The organism is Kitasatospora sp. NBC_01300 (assembly GCF_041435235.1).
Classification (GTDB): Bacteria; Actinomycetota; Actinomycetes; order Streptomycetales; family Streptomycetaceae; genus Kitasatospora.
In genome coordinates, this window is sequence record NZ_CP108411.1 from 1 (window position 1) to 6,548 (window position 6,548).

General features: G+C 68.1%; 8 protein-coding genes. 7 read left to right on the forward strand and 1 reads right to left on the reverse strand.

Features of this window, described 5'->3' with window-relative positions; all coding sequences use genetic code 11:
- Window positions 1-42: 42 nt before the first annotated feature.
- Entirely contained in the window at window positions 43-927 is an 885-nt protein-coding gene (locus OG556_RS41040; RefSeq protein WP_331722408.1) for an IS5 family transposase, read from the reverse strand.
- Window positions 928-1,340: 413 nt separating this feature from the next.
- On the opposite strand from OG556_RS41040, the gene OG556_RS41045 reads away from it, so the two are divergent.
- The 7 genes from OG556_RS41045 to OG556_RS41075 all read left to right on the forward strand — a co-directional run.
- Entirely contained in the window at window positions 1,341-2,207 is an 867-nt protein-coding gene (locus OG556_RS41045) for a helix-turn-helix transcriptional regulator (protein ID WP_331722402.1), read from the forward strand.
- Window positions 2,204-2,509 carry a DUF397 domain-containing protein gene (locus OG556_RS41050; RefSeq protein ID WP_331722403.1) on the forward strand — a complete coding sequence of 102 codons (306 nt, stop codon included), beginning with the start codon at window positions 2,204-2,206 and terminating at the stop codon, window positions 2,507-2,509. The genes OG556_RS41045 and OG556_RS41050 overlap by 4 nt, the downstream gene beginning before the upstream one ends.
- A 799-nt stretch (window positions 2,510-3,308) precedes the next feature.
- Window positions 3,309-4,298 carry an XRE family transcriptional regulator gene (locus OG556_RS41055; protein ID WP_331722404.1) on the forward strand — a complete coding sequence of 330 codons (990 nt, stop codon included), beginning with the start codon at window positions 3,309-3,311 and terminating at the stop codon, window positions 4,296-4,298.
- Between the two features lie 49 nt (window positions 4,299-4,347).
- Complete coding sequence (locus OG556_RS41060; RefSeq protein WP_371523333.1) at window positions 4,348-4,965, forward strand: HAD-IA family hydrolase; 618 nt, start codon at window positions 4,348-4,350, stop codon at window positions 4,963-4,965.
- 114 nt (window positions 4,966-5,079) lie between these two features.
- Window positions 5,080-5,544, forward strand: coding sequence for a recombinase family protein (locus OG556_RS41065; RefSeq protein ID WP_331722406.1), 465 nt, complete (start codon window positions 5,080-5,082; stop codon window positions 5,542-5,544).
- A 111-nt stretch (window positions 5,545-5,655) separates the two neighbouring features.
- Complete coding sequence (locus OG556_RS41070) at window positions 5,656-6,252, forward strand: ATP-binding protein (RefSeq protein ID WP_331722407.1); 597 nt, start codon at window positions 5,656-5,658, stop codon at window positions 6,250-6,252.
- The coding region (locus OG556_RS41075; RefSeq protein WP_371523335.1) for a hypothetical protein at window positions 6,249-6,548 on the forward strand (300 nt) is incomplete at its 3' end. The genes OG556_RS41070 and OG556_RS41075, both read left to right, overlap by 4 nt.

The following is a 6,548-nucleotide window of genomic DNA, read 5'->3' on the forward strand; positions in this document are numbered from 1 at the left end:
CCGAGGAGAGCGCCGCTAAGAAAGTGTTGGGTAATCGGGTGATCACTCGTTCTTGAGGTCGTCGGCGAGGCGGCGGGCTGCTTCGGTCTCAATGGGGCCGCGCGGTTCGACCTCCTCGCCGGCGAGGCGGGCGGCCATGAGCCGGATCATGGCGACCTTGATCATCGCTTCGGCGTGCGCGGTCTTGCGCTCGTAGTCCCGTGCCAACCGTCTGCACCGTCCCAGCCAGGAGAATGTCCGCTCGACCACCCACCTGCGGGGCAGCACCTGGAAGCCTTTCACATCAGCATTGCGCGGCACCGCGACGATCTCCAGGTTCTCGCGTTCCGCCGCCCAGCCGACCAGGCCCGCATCGACGATGTTGACGTAGCCGCCGTCGACCCAGACGAGCCCGACCTGCGGGAACAGCTCCCGGATGCCGGAAAGGACGAGCTTCGCGCCCGCCCGGTCCTGCACCGAGGCCGAGTGCACCACCGCCCGCAGGACCAGCCCGCAGGTGTCCACGAGCAGGTGCCGCTTGCGGCCCCGCACGCGCTTTCCCGCGTCGTAGCCGATCGCCTCGCCGCCCTGGTGGCTGCGGGCCGACTGCGAGTCCAGCACCGCCGCCGAGGGCTGCGGATCCCGCCCGTCCGCCACCCGGACCCGCTCGCGCAGCGTCTCGTGGACCCGGTTCCACGTGCCGTCGGCCGTCCAGGCGCGGAACCACCGGTAGGCCACGTCCCACGGCGCCAGATCGTGCGGCACCAGGCGCCACGCACACCCGCTGACCAGCACGTACAACACGGTGTCCACGACCAGCCTGCGCGGGAACTTCAACGGCCGCCCTCCCCGACGCGGATCCCGCTCGGGCAGCAGAGGCTCGATCACCAGCCACTGGGCATCCGTCAACGACGAGTCGTAGGAAGGCTTGCACGCGCAGACACACATGGCGGTGATCGTCGCGGATGCCTCGACCGCGACGATCACCGCCAGTGCATCACGCCACGAAGTTGATCAATTACCCAACACTTTCTAAGACGGTGGCTTGGTCCATGTTGTTGCCTCCCATCTGCCCGAACGTCCGCGAAGGGCCTTCCCGGGCCGTCGCGAGCTGGACGGACGTAGCACCGGGATGAGGGCCCACAGGCGGCAATCGGGCTGTGGTGTAACGAAGTTCGAGGGGGCCACGGGAGGCGCCTGCCGACCGCAGGGTGGCGCACGGTCCCGTTCCCAACCGTGAACCGATGATGACGCTACGTCAGGCAAACGGCAAGAGGGTCGGAAAGGACACTCTGTCCTTTTCGCCGAACCGGCATATGCGAGTTACTGCCTAACCGCTAGCCTGTCCCAGAGAAGGGGAGGTGCTGAAGGTGGCTGTCGAGCCGACACCGCGGCGACGCCGCCTTGCGAGCGAAGTCAGGCTTGCCCGGACCCGACTCGGCTGGAGCGTCGAACAGGCTGCCGCCGCACTCGGGTATGGCTCCGCGTCCACCATCTCGAAGATCGAGAACGGCACGCAGGGGATCAAGCCGCAGCAACTCCCGCACTTTTTCGATGTCCTCCAGATCGCCGACCCCGCCGTCCAGGAAGCCTGGCGCGAGATGGTGCGCAACGCCCGCGACCGTGACTGGCACCAGCGCTACCCCGGCGTCGCAGACGACCCACTCGGCGACTACCTCGCCAACCTGGAGATCGCCAACACCCTGTTCATCTGGTGCCCGGTAGTCGTCCACGGCCTCCTTCAGTGCGACGACTACGAGCGGGCCGTAGTCGTCGCCGGCCGAGCCTGGAAGAGTGACGAGGACATTGAGCGCTTCATCACGGTACGGCGGAACACCCGCCTCAGCGCGCTGTCCCGCAAGACCCCGCTACGGATCTGGGCGGTACTCACCGAGGCCCAGCTCCGTCAGGAAGTCGGAGGCCGGGCCACAGCTCGCGCTCAAGTACTTCATCTCATCGAACTGGCCCACGCCCACCGTGACATCGTCATCCAGGTCATCCCGCCATCGCGCGGCGCGCACGCCGGCACGGACGGGCCCTACATGGCCTGGACGTTCCCGACCGGCCATGACTCGGTCACCATCGAGGGTATGAAGACCGCCCTTCACCTCAACGACCCGGCAACCGTCACCGACTACCACACCTGCAGCGATCACCTGAAGACCGATGCCCTGCCGCCGAAGGAATCGCTGGAACTGCTCGCTCGAATCGCCAAGGACCTCTTGTGACCCACGACTTCGCGCCCCACGCTTCCCTCGCTGACGCTGACACCATCGTCACCGCTGAGGAGAAGAACCTCCTCGACCCGACATGGGTCAGGGACCAGTTCGACCGTGCGGAGTGGCTGACGGCCAGCAGCGGTGGAACCAACTGCGTCAAGGTCGCCTTCCTCGACCGTGGACTCGTCGGGTTGGGCGACACCTTGAACCCTGACAAGGACCCTCTCCTCTTCGCGTGGACCGAGTGGAAGGACTTCCTTGAAGGCGCCAGGGCTGGGCGATTCGATCACACGGCAGCCCCCACCGCCTAGCCGCGGGCCGCCGGCACGTCACACAGCGAGGTCGCAGCTTGAGTCTCACCCGAGACGGTGGAGAGCCACGCTCTGGCTGTAGTGCGCCCCATCCCGGACGACTTGGAGCAGTAGGTCGTTGACCAGTACTCCGACCTGCTGCGTGAGCGGTAGGCGGCACCCGATTCCGCAGGCGGCTGCGCGGGGAGGCGCGGGACTGGCAGGAATCGTCCATATGAGGATTATCGTCCTGGGCGGTGGCTGGTTCCTGGGCCGGGCGGTCGTGAGTGGCGCGCTGGAACGAGGGTGGGAGGCACACCTCCGCCTCCGAGCTGTCGCCCCGCACTGTGCTGGGTGGCACCCGGTCGTCAGCCGGTACGCCTACGTCTCCACGGTGGCTGCCTACGAAGGCTGGCCCAATGAGCCTCTGACCGTGAACTCACCGGTGCTGGATGCCCCGGCCCCGCCGGGGCGGGACTGCGCATTCCTCCGTGCTGAAAGCGGATCGGTGGCGGATCGTCAATGGGCCTTGCGGGTAGGACCTTCTCGTGGTGAACCCGGTTCATCAGCGGTCGGGGGCAGGTACGGTCCGAGGAGATACCAGAGGAGGGGTGGGCGGTATGAGCCAGTGGCCGGAGTTCACGACAGGCGAGCGGGTCAAGATGCTCCGCGGCAAGAGAACGCAAGCGGAGTCTCGCTGCACACCCTACGGAAGCTCGAGCAAGGCGGGAACGTCTCACTCCCGACCCTGCTGAGAATCGCCGAGGGCCTGCACACCGACGTGTCGGTGATCCTCGGGCAGCAAGCACCCCGTAGGGGTATGAGCCCGAACGACCGGGCGATGCTGCGCGACCTGTCCCGTGCCGTCCATGACACGGCGGCCGGCATCCTTTTCGACCCCTCCGAAGACGTCGCCCCCGGCCCGGCCGACCTCGCCGAGGCTGCGTCGCGCCTCTGGCGGGTCTACTGGCGGGGCGCGTACACGGACGCCGGAGTACTGGCAGCTCCGTTCCTGCGATCGGTCGCCCTGTACGCCAAGCATGCTCCGGCAGGCCAGGAAGCCGCCGTGAGCGCTCTGCTTTCCGACGCTTACCGCGCGTGCGGGCTGATCGCCAACTTCCTCGGCGCGCGGGACCTCGCGTACGCGGCCATCGGCCACGCCATGCGGTACTCGGAGCTTGCCGCCGACCCAGTCCGGGTCTTGATGCTCGGATCCGCCCGCGCGAGGATCCTCCTGCGCGATAACCGGGTGGAGCAGGCGCTACACGAAGCGGAGGCCGCGGCCGCGCGGTACGAGCCGACGTTCTCGGAGCAAGGCTCCGGGCTCCTCGCCGCCTACGGCAAGAACATCACCTTCGCCGCCGTAGCAGCCTCCCGCCTCGGCGACTCCGCGCGCGCCGCCGACCTGATGTCCCAGTCCCACGCCGTGGCCGCCCGGCTGGGCCGCGACGTCTACTGCAACGGGATGCAGTTCGGACCCGCCTACGCCGCCGCCCAAGCCGTGGGCGTCAACGTGGCGCTCGGCAGCGCAGGGCGTGCCCTTGAGATCGCGGGACGATTCGACCCCACCGGCCTCACCCAGGCTGCCCACAACCGCATGATGCTCGACGTCGCGCTCGCGCAGTGCGACGCCCGCCAGTGGGACACCTCCGTCGACACCCTGCTCGAGGTGTGCTCCGCCCACCCCGAGTGGTCGCGTCACCAGGCCATCCCAGGTGTCATCATCCAGAGGGCCGGCCAAGCCAGCACCAGCCGGCTGCGGAAGTTGTCCCAGATCCTAGGGACCTCTCCGACCGTCCGACTCGCCTGACCCTCGGGAGAACACGTTGCGCGGCCTGATCCTCGACTTCGCGGGAGTGATGAGCACTCCCATCGGCCAGTCGTCCCGGGCGTGGTGCGCCCGCGAGGGCCTGCCCGCTGACACCTGGCGCAGCACCCTGGAGGACGACCCGGTCGGCCGTGCGCTGTACGTGGAGCTGGAGCTCGGTCGGATGTCCCAGGAGGAGTGGAACCGGGGCACGGCGGCGATCATGGGCGTGGAGCCCGACAACCTGATGGGGCGCGCACACGCGAAGGTCCGCGCGGTTCCCGCCATGGTCGAACTCGCCCGTGCCGCCAGGAACGCCGGGATCGTGGTGGCGCTGTTGTCGAACTCCTACGGCCTCGCCCCGTACAACCCCTACGTGGAGACCGGGGTGTGGGATCTGTTCGACGTGCGGGTGATCAGTGGCGATGAGGGGATAGCCAAGCCGGAACCGGCGATCTACCAGTGCACGCTCGACCGAATGGGCCTGGCCGGCTCCGAGTGCATCTTCGTGGACGACCACCGTAGGAACCTCCCGCCGGCCGAGTCACTTGGCATCACCACGGTCCACGCGGACGGCCCGGAGACGGCCTCGAGGGTCGCGCGCCTTCTGGAGTTGGAGGCGCCTCGGTCCAGTGCTATGACACCGGACGAGGCAACCACCGGCGTCTAGTTGACGACGAATCGAAGAACTCGTACGCGCCATGCGAGTACCGCCCTGTACGGCTTCCGGAAGTCATACAGGGCGCAGGTTCACGGACCGTCGCAGTTCCGCGACAGTGGTCGCATGCCTTCGGACACACCTCGCTTACCGGGCCGAGTCCCGGTAGCGCTGTACATCGCAACCGCCGATGGGGACGCGGGTGGTGCTCTGGCGGACCCATGTCGCCAGTACGCGGATGCTCGGGAGTGGGTTGTCGCGGAGACGTTCACCGACACCGCGCCGCTCGCCGACCTCAACGACCGACCCGGTTGGCTTGACCTCTCCGACGCGCTGTCGCGTGGCACGGTGAAGGGCATCGTGACCTGGACACGGTCGATGGTGGCAGGCAGCGTTGAGGAGTGGGACCGGCTGACGGCGATCCTGGCCGACCGCGGGTGGTCTCTGGTCGCGGGCGCGCTGGACACCCCAGGTCAGCCGCTCTACAGCGGTGGGCCCCGTTCGAACCCGGCAGCGCCGCGGGGAAGGGCTTACGTCTCGGGCGACGGCATACGGGGACGTGGCTCGGGTGAAGGCGCGATCGGGCGCTGAGGGCTCCAGGCGCCGGCGCATCGGCTGATGACGAAGTCGACTCCCCAGCTCGGCAACTTTAGGAATCCAGTCTCTACTGCTCGTGCACCGTCCCGCCTCGGAGGAACTGTCATGCGCACGACTAATACTCGCGTGGTTGCTGCGAGATTTGAGAAGGTCAGGTCGGCCCGGCGGCAGATCATCCGGGATCTGAACAACCTCGGCGTCGTCCTCGAAGACGCCGTAGCCGCCGACGTGCAGCTCTGCCTCACCGAACTCCTCGGCAACGCCATCGCCTACGGCTGTGGCGGAGAGGCGGAGGACGACACCCTTCGGATCAGCTACGGTGCTCAACTCCATGCCGACGGGACGCTACGCATCTGGGTAGCTGACCCGGCGTCGGAACTGCCCCGCCTCGTGAACGCCGAGACCGAAGCGACCGGAGGGCGAGGCCTGCTCCTCGTCGAGAAGTGCATGGACAAGATCGGCTGGCACGTCGTGCCTCCGGATCCGGAAGCCCCGCCCCGGGCCAAGATCGTCTGGTTCGAGATCGCCGCCACCGTCGCCGACAACGAGACCGCTGAGGAAGTCGTTACTTCGGCGGCCGCCAGCGGCGCGCGCACGGACATCCGCGTCGGCGAGACTCAGCGCTCGCGGCTTTGGCCGGTCAGCACTGGGGCCAGTCGCGACCGTGGCTTGCCGCGCTCTCTGCTCAGGAGCGTCGCATGAGAACGCTGCTCAGACGCCTTTCGATCAAGGCTCGCCGCCGAACGCCCCCCACGCCCCGGTTGGCGCCCACCCGGACCGAGGCGGAACGTCCCACCGCCCCGAGCGTCTTCACCCGCGAACGGCCCTGGAGACCAGCCGCACCGTTCTGGTGCACCGTCACCGCCTACTACACCTCCGGTCAGCCGATGCGGATCTGGAGCGGCGGCGCGCACGGCGTCCGGCTGGCGGTCAAGCTACTGCGCCAGCGCGTCGAAGCGCTTACGGGCGAACTCGATCTCCCCGCAGACAGCACGCCG